Origin of the sequence: Nocardia sp. NPDC049737 (assembly GCF_040674755.1) — a bacterium.
Taxonomy (GTDB): Bacteria; Actinomycetota; Actinomycetes; order Mycobacteriales; family Mycobacteriaceae; genus Nocardia.
In genome coordinates, this window is record NZ_JBFANH010000001.1 from 110,135 (window position 1) to 134,085 (window position 23,951).

Annotated in this window: 19 protein-coding genes and 1 tRNA gene; 13 read left to right on the plus strand and 7 right to left on the minus strand. The window is 65.2% G+C overall.

Annotated elements, in window-relative coordinates:
- Window positions 1–40 precede the first annotated feature (40 nt).
- Window positions 41–634 (minus strand): hypothetical protein, encoded by a 594-nt coding sequence (locus AB0J47_RS00545; protein WP_364338866.1) that lies wholly within the window; start codon window positions 632–634, stop codon window positions 41–43.
- A gap of 188 nt (window positions 635–822) precedes the next feature.
- The gene (locus AB0J47_RS00550; protein WP_364338868.1) at window positions 823–1,773 is read right to left on the minus strand and encodes an FAD-dependent oxidoreductase; all 951 of its coding nucleotides are present in this window, start codon (window positions 1,771–1,773) and stop codon (window positions 823–825) included.
- Between the two features lie 83 nt (window positions 1,774–1,856).
- Between AB0J47_RS00550 and AB0J47_RS00555 the strand changes: the two genes are divergently transcribed.
- Window positions 1,857–3,278, plus strand: coding sequence for an amino acid permease (locus AB0J47_RS00555; protein ID WP_364338870.1), 1,422 nt, complete (start codon window positions 1,857–1,859; stop codon window positions 3,276–3,278).
- 341 nt (window positions 3,279–3,619) lie between these two features.
- Here the strand turns inward: AB0J47_RS00555 and AB0J47_RS00560 are convergent, their stop codons facing one another.
- Entirely contained in the window at window positions 3,620–4,495 is an 876-nt protein-coding gene (locus AB0J47_RS00560; RefSeq protein WP_364338872.1) for a TIGR03621 family F420-dependent LLM class oxidoreductase, read from the minus strand.
- 453 nt (window positions 4,496–4,948) lie between these two features.
- Window positions 4,949–5,025 (minus strand) — tRNA-Arg (locus AB0J47_RS00565).
- A 220-nt stretch (window positions 5,026–5,245) separates the two neighbouring features.
- On the opposite strand from AB0J47_RS00565, the gene AB0J47_RS00570 reads away from it, so the two are divergent.
- The 7 genes from AB0J47_RS00570 to AB0J47_RS00600 all read left to right on the plus strand — a co-directional run bounded on the left by AB0J47_RS00570 (window position 5,246) and on the right by AB0J47_RS00600 (window position 17,608).
- Window positions 5,246–7,285: a cytochrome c oxidase assembly protein gene (locus AB0J47_RS00570; protein ID WP_364338874.1), complete on the plus strand. Its 2,040-nt coding sequence runs from the start codon at window positions 5,246–5,248 to the stop codon at window positions 7,283–7,285.
- 20 nt (window positions 7,286–7,305) lie between these two features.
- Window positions 7,306–8,274, plus strand: coding sequence for a threonine/serine dehydratase (locus tag AB0J47_RS00575; protein ID WP_364338876.1), 969 nt, complete (start codon window positions 7,306–7,308; stop codon window positions 8,272–8,274).
- A 152-nt stretch (window positions 8,275–8,426) separates the two neighbouring features.
- On the plus strand, window positions 8,427–8,951 hold the full coding sequence (locus tag AB0J47_RS00580) for a single-stranded DNA-binding protein (protein ID WP_364338878.1): 525 nt from the start codon (window positions 8,427–8,429) through the stop codon (window positions 8,949–8,951).
- A 77-nt stretch (window positions 8,952–9,028) separates the two neighbouring features.
- A complete protein-coding gene (ettA, locus tag AB0J47_RS00585) occupies window positions 9,029–10,705 on the plus strand; it encodes an energy-dependent translational throttle protein EttA (protein WP_364338880.1) in 1,677 nt (558 codons plus the stop codon).
- A gap of 611 nt (window positions 10,706–11,316) precedes the next feature.
- On the plus strand, window positions 11,317–16,296 hold the full coding sequence (locus AB0J47_RS00590) for an NAD-glutamate dehydrogenase (protein WP_364338882.1): 4,980 nt from the start codon (window positions 11,317–11,319) through the stop codon (window positions 16,294–16,296).
- 8 nt (window positions 16,297–16,304) lie between these two features.
- Complete coding sequence (locus AB0J47_RS00595; protein WP_364339752.1) at window positions 16,305–16,760, plus strand: thioesterase family protein; 456 nt, start codon at window positions 16,305–16,307, stop codon at window positions 16,758–16,760.
- A 182-nt stretch (window positions 16,761–16,942) separates the two neighbouring features.
- The gene (locus tag AB0J47_RS00600; protein ID WP_364338884.1) at window positions 16,943–17,608 is read left to right on the plus strand and encodes a hypothetical protein; all 666 of its coding nucleotides are present in this window, start codon (window positions 16,943–16,945) and stop codon (window positions 17,606–17,608) included.
- Between the two features lie 157 nt (window positions 17,609–17,765).
- Here AB0J47_RS00600 and AB0J47_RS00605 read toward each other — a convergent pair whose 3' ends face one another.
- Window positions 17,766–18,086: an AzlD domain-containing protein gene (locus AB0J47_RS00605; protein WP_364338886.1), complete on the minus strand. Its 321-nt coding sequence runs from the start codon at window positions 18,084–18,086 to the stop codon at window positions 17,766–17,768.
- 58 nt (window positions 18,087–18,144) lie between these two features.
- Window positions 18,145–18,849 (minus strand): AzlC family ABC transporter permease, encoded by a 705-nt coding sequence (locus AB0J47_RS00610; protein WP_364338888.1) that lies wholly within the window; start codon window positions 18,847–18,849, stop codon window positions 18,145–18,147.
- A 123-nt stretch (window positions 18,850–18,972) separates the two neighbouring features.
- Between AB0J47_RS00610 and AB0J47_RS00615 the strand changes: the two genes are divergently transcribed.
- Window positions 18,973–19,533, plus strand: coding sequence for an XRE family transcriptional regulator (locus AB0J47_RS00615; RefSeq protein WP_364338890.1), 561 nt, complete (start codon window positions 18,973–18,975; stop codon window positions 19,531–19,533).
- Between the two features lie 244 nt (window positions 19,534–19,777).
- On the opposite strand, the gene AB0J47_RS00620 is transcribed toward AB0J47_RS00615, so the two are convergent.
- Window positions 19,778–20,485, minus strand: coding sequence for an HNH endonuclease (locus AB0J47_RS00620; protein ID WP_364339754.1), 708 nt, complete (start codon window positions 20,483–20,485; stop codon window positions 19,778–19,780).
- A 260-nt stretch (window positions 20,486–20,745) separates the two neighbouring features.
- On the opposite strand from AB0J47_RS00620, the gene AB0J47_RS00625 reads away from it, so the two are divergent.
- The 4 genes from AB0J47_RS00625 to AB0J47_RS00640 all read left to right on the plus strand — a co-directional run bounded on the left by AB0J47_RS00625 (window position 20,746) and on the right by AB0J47_RS00640 (window position 23,832).
- Window positions 20,746–21,150 carry a globin gene (locus tag AB0J47_RS00625; RefSeq protein ID WP_364338892.1) on the plus strand — a complete coding sequence of 135 codons (405 nt, stop codon included), beginning with the start codon at window positions 20,746–20,748 and terminating at the stop codon, window positions 21,148–21,150.
- 163 nt (window positions 21,151–21,313) lie between these two features.
- Window positions 21,314–22,888 carry a glycoside hydrolase family 13 protein gene (locus tag AB0J47_RS00630; RefSeq protein WP_364339756.1) on the plus strand — a complete coding sequence of 525 codons (1,575 nt, stop codon included), beginning with the start codon at window positions 21,314–21,316 and terminating at the stop codon, window positions 22,886–22,888.
- A gap of 217 nt (window positions 22,889–23,105) precedes the next feature.
- A complete protein-coding gene (locus AB0J47_RS00635; RefSeq protein ID WP_364338894.1) occupies window positions 23,106–23,381 on the plus strand; it encodes a hypothetical protein in 276 nt (91 codons plus the stop codon).
- Window positions 23,368–23,832: a DUF5130 domain-containing protein gene (locus AB0J47_RS00640; protein ID WP_364338896.1), complete on the plus strand. Its 465-nt coding sequence runs from the start codon at window positions 23,368–23,370 to the stop codon at window positions 23,830–23,832. The genes AB0J47_RS00635 and AB0J47_RS00640 overlap by 14 nt, the downstream gene beginning before the upstream one ends.
- Window positions 23,833–23,951: the final 119 nt, after the last annotated feature.

The window sequence follows — 23,951 nt, forward strand, 5'->3', positions numbered from 1 at the left end:
GACCCGAACGGCCCCGGGTTCCGCGCCGGGGCCGTTGTGATCACTTGCTCAGCGTCTTGCCGCCATTCGGAGCCACCGCGAACCACGTTCCGCCGACACCCTGGCCGAGCAGATCACCCGGCTTGATGTCTTTCGAGAAGTAGTACACAGGCCAACCGCCGATGGTGATTTGGCATGTGCCGTCGGCACGTTCGATGAATCCGACGAGTTGGGGATCGACCCCCGCGGCATAGAGCACTTGATCGCGGGTCACGGTCAGCGGCGGCCAGGTCACGGCGCACTGCCCGGCGCAGTTGGATACCGACGGTGCCGCCGTATCTTTGTCGAACCGGTACAGCGATCGGCCCGATCCGTCCGAAACATACTGTCCGACAGCAGGATTGCTGGTCACTTTGAGCTGCACCGCATTAGTGGTCCCGGTCGCAGCCGTGCCGTCGTAGATCTTCAGCCAGCCTTGCGTTTTCGCCACCGCGGGCGCCTGTGCCGCGGCGGGTACCGCTGCCGCGGCGGTCGACGTCCGCGCCACCGCCTCGGCACCCTTCTCGCCGCCACAGGCGCTGAGCAGGCCGGCGAGCATGACAGCGGCAGCCGCGACCGGCACGGTGACACGCTGAAAACGTTTGGCTGAACTCATCTTTGGAACCCTTCGTCGTTCTTCGACAAGGTGCACAACGCATCTCGTCCCCGTACCACGAGCGACCGCAAGCATTTGGTTCACCCGATCCGCCACAGTCGTGGTGTTCGCTAGCTCACAGTGCATTCGGGCGTGGTGCCGATCAGCTGGCCCAGTTGCGTCGATGAGCCGTCCGGATCCGGCTCTGCTCACAGCGTATCGATGAGCGCCGACACCTCGCGGGCGCAACCGTGGGCGATAGTTATGCCGGAGCCACCGTGGCCGTAGTTGTGGATCACTGGCACCGATGACGCGTCGGCCTGGGCGATCTCCAGGCGGACTTCGGCGCGCCCCGGGCGCAGTCCGACAAGTGTTTCGATGACCTCGGCACCCATCAGCTGCGGTACGAGATCTCGGCATCGACGCAGGATCGACTGTGTCAGTCGCGGATCGGGGGTGCGATCCCATGCTCCGGTCTCCAGTGAGCCACCGAGGATGCAGTCGTGGGTGCGGGGATGGACATAGGCGCGCCCGAGGGGATGCGCTTCGTCACGCACCGAGACCGAGATGCCCGGATTGGTGATGCGCACGATCTGGCCGCGGATCGGGTAGACCTCGGCGTCGTCGGCCAGCGGGCCGGCACGCAGACCCGCACAGTTCACGATCACATCGGGCGCCAGATCGTCGAGCTCGTCCAGACTCCGGATCGTCCGCCGAACCCAGTACGCGCCCGCCTGGCGAACCTGAGCAGCCAACCACGGCAGGAAGATCGGCATCTCGAGCAGCGGAACGGCGAATCGGAACCCGAATCGGTAGTTCGGCGGTAGTTCGTCCGGTCGCGCCAGCCGGAACGCTTGGACGGCCTCGGACCAGGACGGCGTCGCTGGTTCGTCGCGATATACGGCGAGCGACTCGCACATGCGCGCACCAGGTGTACCGGCGTGCGCGAGTCGTTCCAGATGGGTGAACGTTTCGACGCTCCAAGCAGCCACCCGATCGATCGGCCCGGCTGCGGTGGGAAACCATACCGCGGCGGCGAGAAACGATGTCGTCGAGTCGATGGGCTCCGCGCTTACTAACACGACATGGTGCCCGCCGCGCAGCAGCTCGAATGCCGTTGACAGGCCGACGATCCCGGATCCGACTATCACCGCTCGCACGCCGATTATTTTAACACCATTGAGTGTGCCGTTATTTGACGATACATTAATCAGCGATACGATTCGGGAGCGCGGGAGGCACTGTGACTGACGTATTGCACGACGAGGACGTCGGGTATCAGAAGAGTCTCCGCCCACGTCAGCTACAGATGATCGCGATCGGCGGTGCCATCGGGACCGGGTTGTTCCTCGGTGCGGGCGGTCGGTTGGCCAGCGCCGGTCCCGGGCTGGTGCTGGTGTACGCCGTGTGCGGGGTGTTCGTCTTCTTCGTGCTCCGCGCGCTGGGCGAGTTGGTATTGCACCGTCCGTCGTCGGGATCGTTCGTCTCCTACGCTCGCGAGTTCTACGGCGAGAAACTGGCGTATGCCGTCGGCTGGATGTATTTCTTCCACTGGTGCATGAGCGGCATCGTGGATATCACCGCCATCGCCACCTACGTCCACTACTGGTCGGCGTTCGGCGCGATTCCGCAGTGGGTCATCGCGCTGATCGCGCTGGCCGTGGTGGTGGCCATCAATCTGGTGTCGGTGCGCTGGTTCGGTGAGCTGGAATTCTGGGCCGCACTGATCAAAGTTGTTGCGCTGGTAAGCTTTTTGGTGATCGGTACGGTCTTCCTCATCGGACGCTTCCGGATAGCGGGCGAGAGTACCGGGCCCGGTGTCCTGCGCGATCACGGCGGGCTGTTCCCGACCGGGCTGCTTCCGCTGGTCGTCGTCACGACCGGTGTCGTATTCGCCTACTCCGCAGTCGAATTGGTGGGCACCGCCGCCGGTGAGGCCGAAAATCCCGAGAAGATCATGCCGCGCGCCATCAACTCGGTAATCGCACGCATCGCCGTGTTCTATGTCGGTTCGCTGGTGCTGCTCAGTCTGCTGCTGCCCTACACAGCCTTCCGTGGCGGGCAGAGCCCATTCGTCACGTTCTTCGCCAAAATCGGTGTGGATGGTGCGGATTCCGTCATGAACCTGGTCGTGCTGACGGCGGCATTCTCCAGCCTCAATGCGGGCCTGTACTCGACCGGCCGAATCCTGCGCTCCATGGCTATGAACGGCAGCGCCCCCGCCCGCGCAGCCAAGCTGTCAGCGAATGGCGTTCCCTACGTTGGGGTTCTGGCCACCGGCGCGATCGCCCTGACCGGCGTCGGACTCAACGCGGTAGTCCCCGAGCAGGCATACGAGATAGTTCTGAACATGTCGGCCCTCGGCGTCATAACCGCCTGGGCGGCAATCGTCCTGTGCCAATTGCAACTCTGGCGTTGGTGGCGCGACGGCCGCGCAACCCGCCCCACTTTCCGCCTGATCGGCACCCCCTACACCAGCATTGCCACCCTGGTCTTCCTCGCCGGTGTAGTAGCTCTGATGGCGAGCAGTGGAAGCACCGAACAGCGCAGCGCAATCGTCGCCGTCCCGTTGATCATGGTCCCAGTGCTGGTCGGTGGCTGGTTCCTCAGACGACGAACCACCGAGGCCGTCCAGCCCGCGGCGGACTCCGAATCGTCTCATTAGCACGCTACGGCTATCGAGCTATTCGATCATGGTGGAGGGTCCAGCCGAGAGCGCTCGAATCGGCATTACGGAATATCCTGGGCCGCAGCGTACCTCGGCTATTGACGCAGCGTGGGTTGGTAGGACGGATCGGCGGCGTCGCGGGTGCCGGTCGGGTAGCCCTGGCTGGTGAAGAATGCCGATTGCATTACCTGGGCGTCGGCGGTGCACATGACTTCGGAGTCAACGAGACGGCGGTCGCGCGGTACAGATCCGCAGCCGCGAGTGCGGTCACGCCTCCGGTGTCGATCGGCACTGCGGCCGCCGGAATCGCCGTGACCAGTGCGGTCCTTGCGACACGCTCACCGAAGCTGTTCGATCACTTTTGCTAGAGCGGTCATATCCGTCTCGGAGACCGAGTAATGGGTGATCGAGTATGCGTCGCGGTAATGCCGCAGGGTGTCGGCGATGTGGTGTGCGGATCCGTGCAGTACGCCGGGCAGATAACGCAACTGGGCATCGGACAGGTCCGGATTGAACCTGCGGGGCAGCCACAGATCGGTCTCGGCGTGGCCCTGCACGTCCACTGCCTGCAACATCAGGCCCAACTCGAGGTGCGGAAAGCGTTCTCCGGCCGCGGCCCGGACGAACTCGACGCGCTGGGCGAGCGCGACGGTTCCGGCTTTCTCGGAATCGATGTCGGCGCTGACGGGCACCCCGGCCAGCGACACCGTGTCGGCCTGTTCGGCGGCAACCCTCACCAGACGGTCCCCGAGCCCGGCCACCAGCAGCGGAATCCGGCGGTGGACGGGTGGTTGGTGACCGTTCCCGAACAGTGTCCGGATTTCGCCGATGGTGTCACGCAGGTAGTCGATACGCTGCCGCCCGCTCGGGAACGGCAGCCCGGCCGCTTCGAACTCGGGTTTCGCGAAATCCGGTCCGGCACCGAGTCCGAACTCGAAGCGCCCATCGGTGAGCTGATCCACGCTGGCGACGTCACGAGCCAGCAGAGCAGGCCGGTAGAAGCCCGCATTCAATACCATCGTGCCGACGTGCACACGGTTCGTCGCCTCCGCCATGGTGACCACCGTGGGGAAAGGTGAAGTCATACCCAGATGGTCGGGAACCTGGATCACGTCGTAGCCCAGGTCTTCGGCTTGCCGTGCCTTGTCCCGCCACTCGGCGCGCGAGCCCGCGGCGGAGAAACCGACGGCGAACCGAAAAGGACGCTGTGTCATCTCATTTCGAGTCATCTCATTTCGAGTTTCTTCCACACCTCGCACGTTAGTCGATCATGCGGCATCTCGACCGGCGATGTCGGTCGGCCTGGCTGGCGGCGAGGTCACTTGCCGCCTGGTGAGGTTGTCGGCTTCGTCTGGCGTCCAGATGGCCGCGGGCTCCGAATCGTCTCGTAGAAACGCTGATCGGGTCTCGGCGAGTCGTTGAAGAAGTCTGATTTTCTCGTTTAAAGGGTGGTCTGGGGTGGTACCTATCCGACGGCAGGCCGTGACCTCTGCTTACTTCGGGCTACTCGGATGGGAAATCGGTCACAGATGTGACAACTGAATCGGTGAGTTCCTGGGCGGGCCTCGAGACGAGCCCTCGAACCTGGATCCGCGTACGGTCGACAGAGGGTGAGACGACGTGCGCGGTACCCGTCTGCCCGCGTAAACGCGAACGGACGGGCTGCGTGGCGCCCCCGGCAGGAATCGAACCTGCGACCTAGGGATTAGAAGGCCCTTGCTCTATCCAACTGAGCTACGGAGGCAGTGGGTTCCACCATGGCCGACATTGGCCGTGCTGTCCAGCGCGCCAAGTATAGCGACCGTCCAGATGGCTAGCTTCTTAGCGTCAGCAACATTTCAGCACTTGGGTGTGCGGGCCAAGCGAGTCGCGGGATGATCGACATCGCACCTCCGATCCGTTAGCCACCATATCGGCCCAAACCCCGCCGGGCCACGCATTAAGGGCCGACTACGCTCAGTGCCATGTCGTCACCGCGGGACCCGTCCGTCGCACCCGAGCTCACAGCGGGTAAGCCGGGCTACGGGGCGACCTTCGCGATATTGACCGTGCTGGCCGGTGCGATCGCGGCGGTGGTCGCCGCGATGATCGTCGGGCTCTCGGCGGCGCAGGCGCTGAGTCTGCTCGGCATTCCGGATCCGGGATCATTGACAACCTATGGCCTGCCCGCGGTGCGCGCACTCGCCGATCTGTCCGCCGCGCTGACCGTCGGCTCACTGCTGCTCGCCGCATTCCTGGTGCCGCCGCAGGCCAATGGGCTGCTCGATGTCGGCGGATATCGGGCGATGCGACGCGCTTCGAACTTCGCGTTGGTCTGGGCGTGCTGTGCGGCACTGCTCATACCGCTGACGGTGTCCGACACCACCGGGCAGCCGGTGCGGCAGATCTGGCGGCCGGAGCAGTTGTGGCACGCGATCGACCAAGTGGAGCTGGCCCAGGCGTGGCGCACGACGGTGGTGTTCGCGCTGATCGTCGCGGTGGGTTGCCGACTCGCGCTGCGTTGGGGATGGGCCCCGGTGTTGTTCGGCGGCGCGATCGTGACCATGATGCCGCTGGCACTGACCGGACATTCCTCCGCGGGTGGCGCGCACGACCTGGCCACGAACAGCCTGATCCTGCATCTGGTTTCGGCCGCGGTATGGGTCGGTGGATTGTTCGCGGTGCTCGCGCATGCGATGCGCGACGGCGAGCACACAGATACCGCGGCCAGGCGGTTCTCACTCACCGCCACGATCGCCTTCGTCGTGATCGGCGTCAGCGGTGTGATCAATTCCTGGGTGCGGGTGCCGTGGAGCGATCTGTTCACCACCAACTACGGCCGACTCGTGATCGCCAAGGCCTGCGCGCTCGCCGTGCTCGGCCTCTTCGGGTATCTGCAGCGCCGCGCCAGCCTGCCCGCACTCGCCGCGAATCCGCGTGACCGCGCCGCACTGATTCGATTCGGCGGGCTGGAGGTGCTGATCTTCGCGGCGACCATGGGTCTGGCCGTCGGGTTGGGGCGCACGCCGCCACCGCCGCCGACCAGCGTGCCGACACCCGCCGAGGTGGAACTCGGTTACAACCTCGACGGCCCGCCGACCGCCTCGCGCATTCTTTTCGACTGGCGCTTCGACTTGATCTTCGGCACGCTGGCCATCGTGCTTGCCGTGCTGTACCTGCTGGGGGTGCGGCGGTTGCGCGCGCGGGGCGATGCCTGGCCGATAGGGCGCACCATCGCCTGGCTCTCGGCCTGCGCAATCCTGCTTTTCGCCACCTCGTCCGGGGTCGGACGGTATTCGCCCGCGGTCTTCAGTGTGCACATGGGACAGCACATGGCGTTATCGATGCTCGCGCCGATTCTGTTCGCGCTCGGCGGTGCCGTCACCCTCGCGCTGCGGGCGTTGCCAGCGGCCGGGCGCGGCGGCGTGCCCGGGCCGCGTGAGTGGATTCTGGTCGCGGTGCACAATCCGGTCTCGCGATTTCTGACCCTTCCGATCGTCGCGTCGGTGATCTTCGTCGGCGGGTTCTATGCCCTGTACATGGGCGGTATCTACGACTCGTTCGTCGATTCCCATGCGGCGCATCTGCTGATGAATCTGCATTTCCTGCTCAGCGGCTATCTGTTCTACTGGGTTGTCATCGGCATCGACCCCAAACCGCGCCAGGTGCAGCCGCTGACCAAGCTGGGCATGGTGTTCGGTTCCCTACCCTTCCACGCCTTCTTTGGTATAGCGCTGATGAGCATGACCACCGTGATGGGCGGATGGTTCTTCCGCAGTCTTGCCCTCGGCTGGAATAACGACCTGCTCGGTGATCAGCGCACCGGCGGTAGCCTGGCGTGGGCCAGTGGTGAGGTGCCGTTGGTCGTGGTGATGTTGGCGCTGCTCATCCAGTGGTCACGCAGCGACGCGAAACTCGCGAAGCGGACCGACCGGGCCGCCGACCGCGACCACGACGCCGAACTGGCCGCGCACAATGCCATGTTCGCCGAACTGGCCAAACGTGATCGAGGAATACGTCATTGAGCTCCCATCGAGGTGCAAGCGTGAGTGAGCGGGGTACCGCGGTGGTGGAGAACAGGCACGCCCGACGGGTATATCGGTCCGATGTGCGGGCGGCCCGCAGACGGCTGGCCGGCCAGGTGCGCAAGACGCCGGTCTTCCATACCTCGATCATCGGCCCGAACGGGCCGGTTCCGGTCACGCTGAAACTCGAGTACCTGCAGCACGGCGGGACATTCAAGGTGCGCGGCAGTTTCAACGCGCTGTTGGAGTCCTCGGCTCAGGTCGACCACGTGGTGATCGCCTCAGGTGGGAATGCCGGGATCGCGGCCGCGCTGGCCTCGGCTCGTCTCAGTAAGACGTGCACGGTGGTGGTTCCCGAGTCGGCGCCGCATACCAAGGTGGCCGCGATGTGGTCCTACGGTGCCGAAGTGCTCTGGCACGGAACGACTTACGGCGAGGCCTACAGGTACGCGACCGAGCTGGCCGAAGAGCGGGGCGCGCTGCAGCTGCATGCCTACGACCTGCCTGCCGTGGTTGCCGGTGCGGGTGTTGTCGGGCTGGAGCTGGAAGAGCAGGTGCGCGGGCGGCCGCCGGTGCTGGTCGCGGTCGGTGGCGGCGGGTTGGTCGCCGGTATCGCGGCGGCGTTGGGGCGGCGACAGCAGGTGGTCGGGATCGAACCGGAGGGCATTCCGACGCTGAACGCCGCGCTGCTCGCGGACCGGCCGGTAGATGTGAATGTGCGCAGCATCGCGGCGGATTCTTTGGGCGCCAATCGAATCGGGGATATCGCGCTGGATATCGCGCGACGCTATGAAGTCCGATCGCTGCTGGTGACCGATGACGCCATCTCGACCGCGCGCGAATATCTGTGGCGCGAGTTCCGGGTTGTGGTGGAACTTGCGGGGGCGACGGCATTGGCCGCCGTGCAGAGCGGTGCTTATGTGCCTGCCGAAGGGGAGCGCCCGGTGATCGTGCTGTGTGGGGCCAATACGGATCTGGCGGTCTTCTGACTCGGGTGTGTGAAGCGGCGACTGTCCACATGTCGCGAAGTTGTCCACATTCGGGAATCGGGGCGGCCGGAGGGGTTCGAAACCGTCAGGCTGAAAGGGCCTCTCAGTGAGGGGTGAGAGCCTGACGGATCGAAATATAAAGGGGCGCAACGATGTATGAATCGATGGTTACCGTGATCGGGACCGTGGTCACCCACCCGGTCAAGCGTGATCTGACCAACGGCGAGCAGGTCGTGACCTTTCGGATGGCGAGCAATTCGCGGCGGTTCAATCCGGAGACGAGTGAATGGGTCGACAGCGGGACTCTTTACCTCACCGTCAGCTGCTGGCGTCGTCTTGTGGTCGGTGTCGACGCCTCGTTGCGGCGCGGCGATCCGGTCATCGCCTACGGCCAGCTGCGCACCCACGAGTACCGAGCCAAGGACGGCGTGGAACGGCGTGATATCGAGATGCGCGCCACCTCGATCGGACCGGACCTGTCCCGCTGCACCGCGCAGGTGGTCCGGCGCGCGGTTTCGAGCGCGGCGTCCGGACCCAGTACCCTGGCACGGAATAGTTGTGACCGATCCAGCGCTGATGACCGTGCACGCGTCGATGGGGAGGGACCGGGGGAGGACGCGACGTCCCTGACTTCCGCACCGCCCCGGCTCGCGGATACCGAGCCCGTCGACGCTTGACCGCACGGCCGGATACCCCGGCGACAGTGGTGGCTCTGCTGCATTCCATCGATACCCACACCGATAGGCTTTCCTTTATGGCTGAGTTCATCTACCAAATGAAGAAGGTTCGCAAGGCGCACGGCGACAAGGTCGTGCTCGACGATGTCACCTTGAACTTCCTTCCCGGCGCGAAGATCGGCGTCGTCGGCCCCAATGGCGCGGGTAAGTCCAGCGTGCTGAAGATCATGGCCGGACTGGACCAGCCGAACAACGGAGATGCCTTCATCGCGCCGGGCGCCACGGTGGGCATCCTGCAGCAGGAACCGCCGCTGAACGAGGAGAAGACGGTTCGCGGCAATGTCGAGGAGGGCCTCGGCGAGGTCAAGGTGAAGCTGGATCGCTTCAACGAGATCGCCGAACTCATGGCCACCGACTACTCCGACGAGCTCATGGACGAAATGGGCAAACTGCAGGAGTACCTCGATCACGCCGATGCCTGGGATGTCGACTCCCAGCTCGAGCAGGCCATGGACGCACTGCGCTGCCCGCCGCCGGACGAGCCGGTCACCAACCTCTCCGGGGGTGAGCGCCGCCGCGTCGCACTGTGCAAGCTGCTGCTCAGCAAGCCCGACCTGCTGCTGCTCGACGAACCGACCAACCACCTCGATGCCGAGAGCGTGCTGTGGCTCGAGCAGCACCTGGCCTCCTACCAGGGCGCCGTCCTCGCCGTCACGCATGACCGGTACTTCCTCGACAATGTCGCCGAGTGGATCCTCGAACTCGACCGCGGTCGCGCCTACCCGTATGAGGGCAACTACTCCACCTACCTGGAGAAGAAGGCCCAGCGTCTCGAGGTCCAGGGCAAGAAGGACCAGAAGCTGCAGAAGCGGCTCAAGGAGGAGTTGGCCTGGGTGCGTTCCGGCGCCAAGGCCCGCCAGGCCAAGAACAAGGCTCGTCTCGGTCGGTACGAGGAGATGGCGGCCGAGGCCGAGAAGCACAGGAAGTTGGACTTCGAGGAGATCCAGATCCCGGCGGGTCCGCGCCTGGGCAGTGTGGTTGTCGAGGTCGCGCATCTGGACAAAGGCTTCGGCGATCGTCAGCTGATCAAGGATCTGTCGTTCACCTTGCCGCGCAACGGCATTGTCGGTGTCATCGGTCCGAACGGTGTCGGTAAGACCACGCTGTTCAAGACGATCGTCGGGCTCGAGTCGCCCGACAGCGGCGAGGTAAAGGTCGGCGAGACGGTCAAGCTGAGCTATGTCGACCAGAACCGCGCGGGCATCGACCCGAAGAAGAATGTCTGGCAGGTCGTTTCCGAAGGGCTGGACTTCATCGAGGTCGGCAACCAGGAGATGCCCTCGCGCGCCTACGTCAGCGCGTTCGGGTTCAAGGGTCCGGATCAGCAGAAGCCGGCCGGGGTGCTCTCCGGTGGTGAGCGCAACCGCCTGAACCTCGCGCTCACCCTCAAGCAGGGCGGCAACCTGATCCTGCTCGACGAGCCGACCAATGACCTCGACGTGGAAACGCTGGGTTCACTGGAGAACGCGCTCGAGCAGTTCCCGGGCTGTGCCGTGGTCATCTCCCACGACCGCTGGTTCCTCGACCGCACCTGCACCCACATCCTGGCGTGGGAGGGTGACAACGACAACGAGGCAAAATGGTTCTGGTTCGAGGGTAACTTCGAGGCCTATGAGGCCAACAAGATCGAGCGCCTCGGTCTGGAGGCGGCCCGCCCGCACCGGGTGACGCACCGCAAGCTCACCCGCGACTGAGTTTGGTGTCCGGCGGGGCGGTTGCGGTGTGCACTGCCCTGTCGGACGAGCCGGGTGCGGCTCAATCGAGCCGCCACACCATGTTTTCGGCCAGGCTGAAGCGGCATGCGCGTTCCGGTTCGCACGCTGTCGCGTAGGTAGTAGGCGCAGGCCGAGCAATCCAGGAATCCCTATTGCCGAAGACCCTTCGGTGCCCAGTCGCCGCGGCGGGTTGCGGACCGGCACGGAGGCGATCACATTTGTGCATGACGACCTCGAAGGGGCGTTCTGCCGAAGGATTTGCGGCGAACACGCACCGCGCAGTGTCTTCATCGAAGGAAATACGGTCGACACACGCCGTTCCAAAGATCTGACTATGGTGGGGACCGTGCATGCGCAGGCGCAGTCCGGGCATTGGGTCGCTACCACCGCGATCGCGTCTACCTGACGTCGCCGGTCCGATCGGAAGCTGTGCCGAGACCATCGACCTCGGCTATCAAGCGGCGAACGCTGCGGTATCGGTGAACACCCTGCATTTAGAAGGGATTTCACCCACGCGTCAGCATGGCACAGCTACTCTCGGACCGGCGTCACTTTGTTGCGGAACCGAATCCGAGGAGTTGGCGAAAAAAATGACGGTCTCGTCCGAATTGTCCGATGGAGGACGGCAGCCGGCGCAGCCGGCGGGGCGGGTGAACACAGCGGCGTGGGCCGCGAGTTTGCCGCAGTCGCTGCGCGGCGAGCTCGCAACCCTCGAGGAGGCGTATTTCCGCCACGTCGATGCGGGCGATGTGGACTGTGCGATCACCGGGATCACTCAGATCTTCCGGCGGCATATGGAACTCGCGATGACCCGCCCCGTCGGGCGGGCGCTGGTGCGGGTCTACCACCCCGACGACGGCTCCGGCCTCGGCGCCGCGGTGCAGCTGGTCACCGACGATATGTCGCTACTGGTGGAGTCGATCACCTCGTCGCTGAGCCGGATGGGCGTCAGCGTGAGCGAGGTGATCCACCCGATCTTCGAGGTGACGCGCGATCCGGACGGACGGCTGACCAGCGCCGCACCGCACGAGGTCGACAGCAACGGGACCGACGGCCTGCGCGAATCATGGATGCACCTGCAACTGCACCCGTCGACCAGTCCGGCCCTGCTGGACCGGATCGAGCAGTCGATGCCGGATGTGGTCGCGGATGTGCGTCAGGTCATCGGCGATACCGAGGCCATCAAACAGGTGCAGAGCAACCTGGCCGACGAGCTGGAGGTGGCGGCGAAATCCGGCCATGCGCCGTTCTCCGATATCGATCTGGTCGATACCGCGAACCTGTTGCGCTGGTTGGCCAGTGGCAATTTCACCGTGCTCGGCTATGCCCGCTACCAGCTCAGCGCCGACCAGGGACAGACGATCTCGAACCCGCTGCCCGGCACCTGCCTCGGCGTGCTGCGCCCCGATGTCGGCACCGACTTCCGGGTGCCGATCAACGCGGGTGACCGCCAGCTGCTCATGCTCACCCAGGGCCTGGTGCCTGCCACCGTGCACCGCTCGGTGTACCCGTATTTCGTCGGCGTCGCCGACTTCGACGAGTCCGGCACGATTGTCGGCGAGCACCTGTTCATCGGTGTTTTCACCGTGACCGCCGTACACGAGAACGTCCTGGATATTCCGGTGATCGAGCGCCGGGTGCGTTCGGTGATCGAGGAGAGCGGCTTCGACCTGGATTCGTTCTCCGGGCAGGCCATGCTCGAGGTCATCCAGTCGTTCCCGCGCACCGAACTGTTCTCCTCCGATGTCGAGACCATGCGTCGCACCGCGACCGCGGTGCTGAATGTCGGTCTGCGCCGACAGGTTCGGCTGTTCCTGCGCTCGGACGGCTATGGACGGTTCGTCGCGTGCCTGGTCTATCTGCCTCGGGATCGCTACACCACGCGGGTGCGGTTGGAGATGCAGGAAATCCTGGTGCGCGAACTGGGCGGTGTCTCCATCGACTACTCCGCGCGGGTCAGCGAAAGCGAGCTGGCCAGTGTGTATTTCACGGTGCGCATGCCGGAGTCCGATCTCGGGTTGCCGCGCGAATCGATGGCCCAGGCCGACACCTCCGAGGCTAATCGGCTGCGCATCCAGAACCTGCTCGCCGAGGCGACGAATACCTGGGACGACCGCCTCAACGATGCGGTGAGTACCTCGACCGTGGTGGATCCCGGCGTCGTGCAGCGCTACGCCGAGTCCTTCCCGGAGGCGTACAAACAGGATTTCGCCGCCGAGCGCGCACTGGGCGACGTGGTCCGGCTGGAGGGCCTTGCCGCGGGCTCCATCGACCAATACTTGTATCGTCGCGCGGATTCGGTGCCGGGTTCGTGGCGGTTCACCCTCTACATCGGCGGTAGCGGCATCTCGCTGAGCCAGGTGCTGCCGGTGCTGCAGAGTCTCGGTGTCGAGGTGGTCGACGAGCGGCCATATCAGATTCTGTTGGATCCGGTGCCCGGCGATGACGGCGGGGAACGCTGGATCTACGACTTCGGCCTGCTGGCTCGCCCGGAACTGCTGCGTAGTTCGCTGGACCGGGATCTGGACGCCGAACTGCTGGAGTCATCGGCCAGAGCCGATGCGCTGGAATCGGAGGAGCGTGGTCTGCACGACCGGTTCACCGAGGCCTTCGAGGCGGTCTGGTTCGGGCGTGCCGAGGCCGACGGGCTCAATGAACTCGTGCTGCGCGCCCGGCTGACGTGGCGGGCGGTATCGATCCTGCGGATGTACGCGAAGTACCTGCAGCAGGCCGACTTCCCCTACAGCCAGGCGAATATCACCAGGGTGCTGCTGGCCTACCCGGATATCGCGCGGCTGTTCGTCGATCTGTTCGCGGCGCGGTTCGATCCGGATACCGAATCGGCTGAGCACGCCGCCGAATTGGAGACCCGGGTCCGCGGACGCGTCGACGAGGTCGTCAGCTTGGACGCCGACCGGATCCTGCGGGCGATCCTGTCGCTGGTCAAGGCGACGCTGCGGACGAACTACTACGTGACCGACGCCCAGGGCAATTCGCGCGGGTACATCTCGGTGAAGGTGGAACCGCGCGAAATCGCCGAATTGCCCAAGCCGAGGCCGCAATTCGAGATCTTCGTGTACTCGCCGCGGGTCGAGGGCGTCCATCTGCGCTTCGGTCCGGTGGCCCGTGGCGGGTTGCGCTGGTCGGACCGGTTGGAGGATTTCCGCACCGAGATCCTCGGCTTGGTGAAGGCACAGGCGGTGAAGAATGCGGTGATCGTGCCGGTCGGCGCCAAGGGCGGATTCGTGGTGAAGCAGCCGCCCGCGGCCACCGGTGATCCGACCGCGGATCGGCAGGCACTCGGCGCTGAGGGCGTCGAATGCTATCGGACCTTCATCTCCGGGCTGCTCGATGTCACCGACAATGTCGACCGCGCGACCGGTGCGGTACTGCCGCCCGAGCGGGTGATCCGTCGCGATAGCGACGACACCTACCTTGTGGTCGCCGCCGATAAGGGCACTGCGACCTTCTCTGATATCGCCAACGGTGTGGCGCAGCGCTACGGGTTCTGGCTCGGTGACGCATTCGCCTCCGGTGGTTCGGCGGGTTACGACCACAAGGCGATGGGCATCACCGCCAAGGGCGCGTGGGAGAGCGTGAAACGCCACTTCCAGGAGATGGATATCGACACGCAGACCACCGATTTCACCGTGGTCGGCGTCGGCGATATGAGCGGCGACGTCTTCGGCAACGGCATGCTGCTGTCCGAGCACATCCGCTTGGTCGCCGCCTTCGACCACCGGCACATCTTCCTGGATCCTGATCCCGATGCGGCCACCTCGTACCGGGAGCGGCAGCGGATGTTCGCATTGCCGCGCTCGTCCTGGGCCGATTACGACACCTCGCTGATCAGCACCGGCGGTGGCGTCTGGGATCGCACCGTCAAGTCGGTGCCGATCAGCCCGCAGGCGCGAAAGGCGTTGGGGTTGGCCGACGATGTGGTCGCGCTGTCACCGCCGGAACTGGTGCGGGCGATCCTGCTCGCGCCTGCGCAACTGCTGTGGAACGGCGGCATCGGCACCTACATCAAGGCGAGTACCGAGACCAATGCCGAGGTCGGCGACAAGTCCAATGACGCGGTGCGCGTCAATGGAAATCAGTTGCGGGTCAAGGTGATCGGCGAAGGCGGCAATCTGGGTGCGACCGCGCTCGGCCGAATCGAGTTCTGCCGCGATGGCGGCAAGATGAACACCGACGCACTGGACAACTCGGCCGGTGTCGACTGCTCCGACCACGAGGTCAATATCAAGGTGCTGCTCGACGGTGTGGTCAGCGCGGGTGTATTGCCCGAGGCCGAACGCAATCCGCTGCTCGCCTCGATGACCGATGAGGTCGCCCAGATGGTGTTGCAGGACAACGTCTCCCAGAACTTCCTGATGGGTATTTCCCGGGCCGAGGCGCCCAGGATGCTGCATGTGCACCAGCGGCTCATCGAGGATCTGGAGGCCCGTCGCGGGGTGGATCGTGAGCTGGAAGCGCTGCCATCGGAGGTGGAGATCAAGCGCAGGCTCGAAGAGGGCACGGGGCTCGCCTCGCCAGAATTGTCCAATCTCATGGCGCACGTGAAGCTTTCGCTCAAGGCCGATCTGCTCGAAACCGATCTCCCGGATATCGCCTACTTCGCCACCCGGCTGCCGGAGTACTTCCCGACACCGCTGCGCGAGCGCTTCGGCACCGCCATCAAGCGGCACCGCCTGCGTCGCGAGATCACCACCACCATGGTGGTGAACGAGATGATCGACTACGGCGGCATTTCCTACGCCCATCGGCTGAACGAGGAGATCGGCGCCAGCTCGACCGACGCCGTGCGCGCATTCGCGGCGGCCAGCGAGATCTTCGATCTGCACGATATGTGGGAGCGGATCCGGGCCACCGACGCCGCGGTGTCGGTGCGCGACGAACTCGAACTGGAGACCAAGCGGACGCTGGACCGCGCCTCGCGCTGGTTGCTGAGCAACCGCCCGCAGCCGATCGCGGTCGGCGCGGAGATCAATCGGTACAGCCGGGGCGTGCGGGAGCTGGCGCCGAAGGTGCCCGGCTGGCTGCGCGGACATCACGTCTCCACGCTGACCGATCAGTCCGCCGAAGTGATCGCCCGCGGCGCGCCGACCGACCTCGCCACCGAGGTCTTCGGGCTGCTGAATCTGTTCCCGCTGCTCGATGTGTTGGATATCGCAGATATCACCGATCGCAGCGGTGAGGAGGTCGGTTCGCTGTACTACGCGCTCAACGATCACCTCAAGATCGATTGGCTGTTGCAGGCGGTCAGCCACCTGGAACGCGGCGATCGCTGGCATTCGCTGGCCCGGCTCGCACTGCGCGACGATATGTACGGATCGCTGCGCTCGCTGACCCTCGACGTGCTCTCCGGGGGCGACCCGGAGGAGACAGCGGACGAGAAGATTGCATACTGGGAGTCGAAAAACCAGTCCCGGCTCGGGCGCGCTCGGGCCGCGCTGTCGGAGTTGTTCGAGTCCGGAACCCACGATCTCGCCACGCTGTCGGTTGCAGCGCGGCAAGTGCGAAGCATGGTGAGCGGGGTGGGCGCCCAATCGGAGGTACCGCGTTGACCAGTTCGATGAACGGTAATGGGAGGGCGCTTGGTGGCAGCCTGCTGCTGCCCAAGCGCTTCCACGCCAAGGTAGACGTCAGGTGGTCGGACATGGACGTGTTCCAGCACGTCAACCATGCCCGCATGGTGACGCTGCTGGAGGAGGCACGGATTCCATGGCTGTTCGAGGATGGACGCCCGACCGCGCCGTTGCGGTCTGGCTGTGTGCTGGCGGACCTTCGGGTCCGCTACCGCGGCCAACTGCGTCACGAGGACACCCCGCTCGACATCGCCATGTGGATCGAGCAGCTGCGTGCGGTCGACTTCACCATCGGTTACGAGGTCCGGGCCAATGGCGCGGCCCCGGACTCGCCGCCCGCGGTGATCGCCTCGACCCAGATCGCGGCCTTCGATATGCGCTCGCAGCGCCTGCGTCGGCTCACCGATAGCGAACGGGATTACCTCGCCGAGTGGAAAGAGTGAGCGACTGCCCGGATAGTTCGGGTGGTGGACTCGGATCGCTGGGCGGTAATGGCTGGCGTCGGCCGTCGAGCAGCGGTCGTCCGCGTCGGCTCGTATGGTGATGGCTGCAGCCGGTTGAGTAGCGGTGGTGGCGGACAGCGGTTGTCGCGCGGCGGCCGCGATGTGGTGATGTGGGAGCACTGATGTCGGGACAGCGCGTCCTGGAGGTTGCCGATCCGGCCGAGCGGGAGAATCTGGCGACTTTTCTGAGCCGGGCCATTCGACTGGACCCCGCGGCGGTGGTGCGTATGCGCCGCCGCGGGGAACGGTATGTATCCGCGTGGGTGGCAACGGGTTTCGAGGCGCTCGCGGTGCGTACCGTGGTCGCCGAACTCGGCGTCGACGATGTCACCGTCGGCGCCGATCTGGTGCTGGCCGGTTTGCCGTCCGGGAGTCCGATTGATCTCGGCTACTCGATGGATTCGGCTTGGCGCGGTGCGCTGCCGCCGGATGCCGGCTTCGAACACGTCGATGATGTGCCCGTGCGCACCCTCGTCGAACTCGCCGAACAGGGTGTGGCGCTGGCCAAGGAGCACGGCAGTAATCACGGCCCACCCGCCTCCCTGCTGGACCAGACGGTGCTCACGGTATCCGCGGCCGAGGTTCGGGTGCAGGTTCCGATGCGCGTCGTATTCGCCCTGACCGCAATGGATTTCATTCCACACTCCGGTGACAAGGCCGACTCCCGCCGCATCCCGCCCGCCGAAATCGTCCGGGTCCGCGCCACCAGAACCTGGCTCCGGTTGGATGCCCGCTACGGCTCCGTGGCGCGCCGCCTAGGCGGCGGAATCCCCCTTACTCCCAGCTGACCGACCATCGACCTGTGGTGTCCACGCCAGGCAGCGCTATCCCGCTCGCCTGCTCGGGTTTTCGGGATCCCGTCGTGTGGAGCAGCCTAAAAGGGGTGTGCCGCACCCGTTGTAGCGGCTACACACCGTGTGTATCGGAGTGCAGCCACTACCCGAGTTAGGTGATGCCGACTAAACGCAGCAGAGCGGTCGTACCTGCCGCGGCAAGAATGACCACCAGCATCGGTTGGTTGCGCCATGCCAGGAGGCCGCCGACCAAAACCCCTGCGGGCAGGGCGAATCCGAGGTTGCCGGAGCCTATGGGCACAGTGGTGATGGCGACCATCGCCGCGAGCAGGACGACCGCGCCGATCTCCAGCAGTTTTGTTGCTCGCGCTGGGAACCGGATGCGGTTGCGCAGTGCCGGGCCCGATGAACGGAAGGCATATGTTCCGGCGGACAGCGCGAACATGGCCACCAGCAAGACCGGAGTACTCACGGCTGCGCCTCCGCAATCCTCGGTCCGGTCGGATGTGCTCCGCCGATGAATCGCTTGCTCATGCCGCCTGCGTTTCTTCAGATTCGGCCTTGCCGTCGCCTTCCCTCGAGATAGCGAAGAACAGCCCCGAAAGCGCAACCAGCACAGGCATTCCTGCGGGGAGGAACGGAGCACTCGCCACGGCCGCGATCGCTCCGATCAAAGCCGCGCGCAAAGTGCCACGCGCTCGCAAGGCAGGCATGATCAGCGATAACAACACCGCCGGGAACACCGCATCCAACCCGATCGCACCGGTATCGGGCACCATCGTCCCGATCAGCGCACCGATCGCCGCACCGCCGGGCCACGCAACGAGCACACCCAACCCGCTCACCCAATACGCGGCCCGCCGACGCGCCACATTGGGTTGGGCCAGTGCCAGTGCGACGGATTCGTCGTTCATCACATGCACGCCGATACGCCGCCGCCATCCGGTACCGACCACATCGGGCACCGACAGGCCATACGGCAGATGCCGCGCATTGACCAGCAGTCCGGCCAGTACCGCCGCGATCGGGCTGCCACCGGCGGCCATGATCCCGATGAACAGGAATTCCGCGCCTCCCGCGAGCACCACGATCCCGAGCACAATCGGTACCCACAGTGGAAAACCCGAGGTGACAGCGGTCGCGCCGTAGGAAACACCGATCAGCCCTACCGCGAGCAGTACCGCCGCGATCCCGGAGAGTGTGTCCCGATCGAGTGTTCGCCATATCGAACGCATGTAGCTTATAGTGAACATGGCGGGACGATTCGTCAATATGGTTCTCTGTTGGGCGGTCAGCTGTACTCACCGACCCCGGCCGGCTTCCCCGGCCTGCCATCCCTCTAGTCGACGGGAGCGGAAATGGAGCAGAGTCCGACGACGCCACAGGCGGTGATCGCCGCTGCCCTGCGCCGCGAGCGCACCCGCGCCGGGCTATCGCTCACCGAGGTCGCCAACCGGGCGGGTGTGGCTAAATCCACACTGTCCCAACTGGAATCCGGTACCGGTAATCCGAGCCTGGAGACCTTGTGGGCGCTGTGCGTCGCCCTGGACATTCCCTTCTCGCGGCTGCTCGACCCGCCACGCCCGACCGTTCAGGTGGTCCGCGCAGGGGAGGGCCCGGTGGTCGCAGCCGCGGAGTCCGAGTACCGCGCCACGCTGTTGGCAGCCGGTCCGGCCAACTCGCGCCGCGATCTGTTCCGAATCACGGCCGAACCCGGTCATGCCCGCAAATCCGATCCGCATATCCCGGGCGTGATCGAGCATGTACTGCTAGCCACCGGTCGCGCCCTCATCGGTCCGATCGACGCGCCCGTCGAACTCGGCCCAGGCGACTACATCTCCTACCCGGGCGATGCCCCGCACGTCTTCGAGGCGCTCGCCCCTGATACATGGGCAGCATTAGTCGTCGAATACACCTAGCCGGAACCTCGTCGCACGATCCTCGACGCTCAACGACGCGCTCGGCGCCATGCTCGCCACCGGTCAGGGTGTCGCGCTCGCAGCCGACAGCCGCAGCGCGGTCGTCGGTTCGCTCAGCCCTTCGGCCACGGCTGCGACGCACCCGCTGATGCGCAGCGATGGACTCTCTGCGGATGCGAAGAACATGCGCGGCAGGAAAATGAATCCCGCCCGAGCTGACGACGGAACCACTCCGGGCAAGGGACTAGGCCGCACCCTCACCGAGATACTGCAACCACACCGGATCCAGCTCGGTGGTCGTGGACAACAGCCGCCAATGCGGCCCCTTCGGCGATACCAGTGGCGAACGCAACGTCCACCCCAGTTCGCTGAGCAGCTTGTCGGCCTTGCGGTGATTGCACGGCGCGCAGCTCGCGACGCAGTTCTCCCAGGAATGTTCGCCGCCGCGGCTGCGCGGGATGACGTGGTCGATGGTCTCTGCCTTGCCACCGCAATAGCCGCAGCGGTAGCGGTCGCGGTGCATGAGGGCGGCGCGGGTCATCGGGACGCGCGCCCGATAGGGCACATGCACATAGCTGCGCAGCCGGATGACAGAGGGAATCGTGACGGCGGATTCGGCGGAATGCACCACCGAACCCTCGGCGTCGTGGTGGACGGTGTCGGCTTTATCGCAGATGAGAAGAACGACGGCCCGGCGCGCGGACAAGGCGGTGAGCGGCTCGTAGGTGGCATTCAGAAGCAACACCCGGCGCTTCAACCAGTTGGCGGCGTCGTTCTGGACCTGCGTGAGGTGTGGAATGTGGTGAGCAAGCTCACCGGTGCGATGGGCACCCGGATGGTGGTCGGACAAGATGTGCAGCGGAGTAGCCCCCGACCCACGATTGTGGACGTCGGCGGGCTGGAGTTGTCGGTGCGTCCTGGCCTCATGTGATCGGCCGTGCCGCTGCTTCATGGTGACCCCGGTTTCTTCGTAATCAAGATCATGTGGTATCTCGGCAGAGACTGCCACCCAGTTGACCATGGAACGCCTGCTATTGCACGGTGATTTCGCACAATGTCGGATGAACTGTGGTTGAAGGGCAGCCCGTTTGTGACGCGGGCACAATGGACGGCGGGCCGTAGCGATCGCTTGCGGGTCGCTCGAAAGGATCAGTAGTGATCGCTTGCGGGTCGCTCGAAACAACACAGCCTGGCCCCGATCGAGAGGATTTGATGACTTCCGGCGAGCAGACAGCCACGTCGTTCTACGAGGCGATCGGCGGGGCGGAGACGTTCCAGCGAATCGTCGCGGCGTTCTATCGCGAGGTGGCCGACGATGAGGTGCTGCGCCCGCTGTATCCGGAGCAGGACCTCGGTCCGGCCGAGCGGCGCCTGCGCATGTTCCTGGAGCAGTACTGGGGCGGGCCGCGCACCTACTCCGACGAACGCGGGCACCCGCGGCTGCGGATGCGGCATATGCCGTTCAAAATCGGTCCGGTGGAGCGCGACGCATGGCTGCGCTGCATGCACATCGGCGTGGCGGAAATCGAACCGGAAATTCTGGACGATGAACATCGCAAGGCGTTGCTCGACTATTTGGAGATGGCGGCAAATTCGCTGATGAATGCGGCTTGGTGAGATGCTTTCGTCCAGTTCGGGGTCAGGACCAGGGTTTCGGCTCATGTTGTGCAACGCTGAAAATTTGCCGAATGTCGCAGAACACAGTTGAGCCTGGGCGAATTTACCGAAAATCTTTGGCACTATTGCGGATGTGACTGATACACCTACCGCGCCGGCGTCGGTGGATCGCACCGCCCAACCTTGGTGGCGGTCGGCCGTGTTCTACCAGGTCTATCCGAGATCCTTCGCGGACTCCGACGGTGACGGGATCGGCGATCTCGGCGGAGTTCGCGAGAAGCTCGGCTACCTCGAACTACTCGGGGTGGACGCGCTCTGGATCTGTCCGGTGATGCGTTCGCCGATGGCCGACGGCGGCTACGACGTCGCCGATCCGCGCGATATCGACGCGCTGTTCGGTGGCATGGCGGCGATGGACGAGTTGATCGCCGAGGCGCACGACCGCAATCTCAGGGTCACCATGGACCTGGTGCCGAACCACACCAGTGACCAGCATCCGTGGTTCGTCGCGGCGCTGGCCGCCGCGCCCGGCAGCCACGAACGTGAGCGCTACATCTTCCGCGACGGCCGCGGTCCCGACGGCGCCGCGCCGCCGAACAATTGGCCGAGCATCTTCGGCGGACCTGCCTGGACGCGCGTCACCGAGCCCGACGGAACCCCGGGCCAGTGGTACCTGCACATCTTCGCGCGTGAGCAACCCGATCTGAACTGGCAGAATCCCGAGGTCGCCGCGGATTTCGAGCAGACGCTGCGGTTCTGGCTCGACCGCGGCATCGACGGCTTCCGCCTCGATGTCGCACACGGCATGGCCAAACCGGACGGCCTGCCCGATATGGAGCGCGTCGAGACCAAGATGCTCGTGCACGATGACAGCGATCCGCGCTTCAACAATCCCAATGTGCACGAGATTCACCGCCGCATCCGCAAGGTGCTCGACGAGTATCCGAACGCGGTCTCGATCGGTGAGGTGTGGGTCGACGACAACACCCGCTTCGGCGAGTACGTCCGACCGGACGAACTGCACTTGGCCTTCAACTTCCGCCTCGCCGAAGCGGAATTCCACGCCGACACAGTGCGGGCGGCCATCGACAATTCGCTCGCGGCCGTCGCGCCGGTGGGCGCCTCGCCCACCTGGACCCTGTCCAACCACGACATCGAGCGCGAGGTCACCCGATACGGCGATGGTCCGGTCGGGGTCGCGCGGGCCCGGGCGATGATGCTGGTGGAGTTGGCGCTGCCCGGTGCGGTCTTCATCTACAACGGTGCCGAACTCGGACTGCCGAATGTGGACGATCTGCCGGAGGCGGTGCTGCAGGATCCGGTCTGGGAGCGCTCCGGACATACCGAGCGCGGACGCGACGGCTGCCGGGTCCCGATTCCGTGGGAGGGTGCGGCGCCACCGTTCGGCTTCACCACGGCCGCGCAGTCCTGGCTGCCGATACCGCCGGAGTGGGCGTCGTCGTCGGTCGAGGCACAGTTGGAGGCGCTGGGCTCCACGCTGTCGCTGTACCGCTTGGCAATCGAATTACGCGGTGTCCGACCGGAATTCGCGGGACCGCGGATCGAGTGGTACGGCAGTCCGGCGGGTTGTCTCGCCTTCCGGCGACCGGGTGGACTGGTCTGCGTACTGAATACCTCGCCCGAGCCGATCCCGCTGCCACCGGGTGATGTGCTGCTCGCCAGCGCCCCACCGGTGAACGGACAACTGCCCGCGAATGCCGCCGCCTGGCTGGTGTGAACGAGCGCAGCGAGCCGACGGAAGTCACAGCCTGCATCGCGCACGACGGAGCCGATCGCCAGCGAGGCACAGTCGTGCGCGGACAACACGAGTCCGACCAGAACGCGAACTACTACAGAGGATCGTCTACCGTAAGTCCCGTGAGTGAGCGAAGCGAGCGAACCATGTGCCAGCGCGCCATGCGTATGACGGAGCCGAGCGTCAGCGAGGCGCAGTCATGAGCGTTCTCGAGACAGTGCTGATCTTCCTCGGCATCCCGCTGGTGATCTACGGCGCGATCGCCGGATTGTCGTTTCTCGGCAAGCCACTGCCCGGCGAGAAGCCGGTCCACTTCGACCTCGGTCAGAAGTGGACCCAGCCTGCCGTGCTGTGGAGTGCTACCGACGAGGTGACCGGATCGGGCCACCACGCTGACTCGTCGCATGGGCACCATGTGGCAATCGAATCCGCCGAGGTGGAGCTGATCGGAGGCCGGGCAAGTGGCAAGTTCTAATTGGCCTGCGGTAATCGAATCCGAACTGCCGCACGGTTCGGTGATCACCAGCAGCGGTCGCGTCTCTGGTGTGCACGAGGCCGGCGCGGTGTTCAAGGAAGCCCCGTTCAGCGATGACGAGCGGCTCACGATGGACAACGTACTCACCGAGGCGACGCGCGCGACCAAGGTGCGCTTCAACATCTACATCGGCGATCTCGGGGCGGATCCGGCCGCCGGTGCAGACGCGGTCTTCCCCACGACCCCCGAGGCCGCGCATTCGGTGCTCATCGCGGTTTCGCCCAATGACAAGGCCATCGAGGTGCGCTCCGGCCGCGAGGTCGCCGATCGCGCCAATGACCGCGTCTGCCAGCTCGGCGTCACCGCCGCACTGAGCTCGTTCCGGCAGGGCGAGCTCATCGACGGTCTGGTCTCCGCGGTTCGCGTGATGGCCGCGGCCATCGGTCGCTGATTCAGTAGTTGTATTCCGCGTGCTCTGGCGCGTTCACCGATGAGGTGGACGCGCCAGTTGCGTTTCGGCTGTCGAAACGTGAAAGGGGCGTGCGCACTGGATGGCACGCCCCGTCTCAG

What these genes read in the sequence shown, in the direction of transcription:
- AB0J47_RS00545 (WP_364338866.1), bottom strand. Translation starts at nt 634, where the DNA reads ATGAGTTCAGCCAAACGTTTTCAGCGTGTCACCGTGCCGGTCGCGGCT.
- AB0J47_RS00560 (WP_364338872.1), bottom strand. Translation starts at nt 4,495, where the DNA reads ATGACACAGCGTCCTTTTCGGTTCGCCGTCGGTTTCTCCGCCGCGGGC.
- AB0J47_RS00570 (WP_364338874.1), top strand. Translation starts at nt 5,246, where the DNA reads ATGTCGTCACCGCGGGACCCGTCCGTCGCACCCGAGCTCACAGCGGGT.
- AB0J47_RS00580 (WP_364338878.1), top strand. Translation starts at nt 8,427, where the DNA reads ATGTATGAATCGATGGTTACCGTGATCGGGACCGTGGTCACCCACCCG.
- ettA (WP_364338880.1), top strand. Translation starts at nt 9,029, where the DNA reads ATGGCTGAGTTCATCTACCAAATGAAGAAGGTTCGCAAGGCGCACGGC.
- AB0J47_RS00590 (WP_364338882.1), top strand. Translation starts at nt 11,317, where the DNA reads ATGACGGTCTCGTCCGAATTGTCCGATGGAGGACGGCAGCCGGCGCAG.
- AB0J47_RS00595 (WP_364339752.1), top strand. Translation starts at nt 16,305, where the DNA reads ATGAACGGTAATGGGAGGGCGCTTGGTGGCAGCCTGCTGCTGCCCAAG.
- AB0J47_RS00600 (WP_364338884.1), top strand. Translation starts at nt 16,943, where the DNA reads ATGTCGGGACAGCGCGTCCTGGAGGTTGCCGATCCGGCCGAGCGGGAG.
- AB0J47_RS00610 (WP_364338888.1), bottom strand. Translation starts at nt 18,849, where the DNA reads ATGCGTTCGATATGGCGAACACTCGATCGGGACACACTCTCCGGGATC.
- AB0J47_RS00615 (WP_364338890.1), top strand. Translation starts at nt 18,973, where the DNA reads ATGGAGCAGAGTCCGACGACGCCACAGGCGGTGATCGCCGCTGCCCTG.
- AB0J47_RS00620 (WP_364339754.1), bottom strand. Translation starts at nt 20,485, where the DNA reads ATGAAGCAGCGGCACGGCCGATCACATGAGGCCAGGACGCACCGACAA.
- AB0J47_RS00625 (WP_364338892.1), top strand. Translation starts at nt 20,746, where the DNA reads ATGACTTCCGGCGAGCAGACAGCCACGTCGTTCTACGAGGCGATCGGC.
- AB0J47_RS00635 (WP_364338894.1), top strand. Translation starts at nt 23,106, where the DNA reads ATGAGCGTTCTCGAGACAGTGCTGATCTTCCTCGGCATCCCGCTGGTG.